General features: G+C 66.6%; 1 protein-coding gene. It reads left to right on the forward strand.

The features are described from left to right. Positions 1-10: 10 nt before the first annotated feature. Positions 11-419 (forward strand): AraC family ligand binding domain-containing protein (locus tag EN852_RS35475; RefSeq protein WP_246694500.1); only part of this gene is annotated, 409 nt, incomplete at its 3' end.

A 419-nucleotide genomic window follows, 5' to 3' on the forward strand; every position in this document is an offset into this window, starting at 1 on the left:
CGGCCTTGGCCTGGAGCGCATCGAAGCGCATTTCCATGGCAACGCCTTCGACCTGCACCGGCACGACACCTACGCCATCGGCGTGACGCTCAACGGCGTGCAGCGCTTCCATTATCGCGGCGCGCTGCAACACAGCCTGCCCGGCCAGGTGATCGTGCTGCATCCAGACGAATTGCACGATGGCGGCGCCGGCACCGAGGATGGGCTGCGCTACAGGATCCTTTACCTGGAGCCGTCCCTGCTGCTCGATTGCCTCGGCGGCGAGCCGCTGCCTTTCGTCCGCGACGCCGTGGTCAGCGACGCTGGCTTGCGCGACACGCTGCTCTCGGCGCTGACGCCGCTGAACGAAGAGCTCGGCGATCTGTTCGTGGCGGATTTCGTTGCGCAGCTGGCGCAACAATTGAGGCGCCACGCCGGAC

It is taken from the genome of Mesorhizobium sp. M2E.F.Ca.ET.209.01.1.1 (genome assembly GCF_004010375.2).
Classification (GTDB): domain Bacteria; phylum Pseudomonadota; class Alphaproteobacteria; order Rhizobiales; family Rhizobiaceae; genus Mesorhizobium.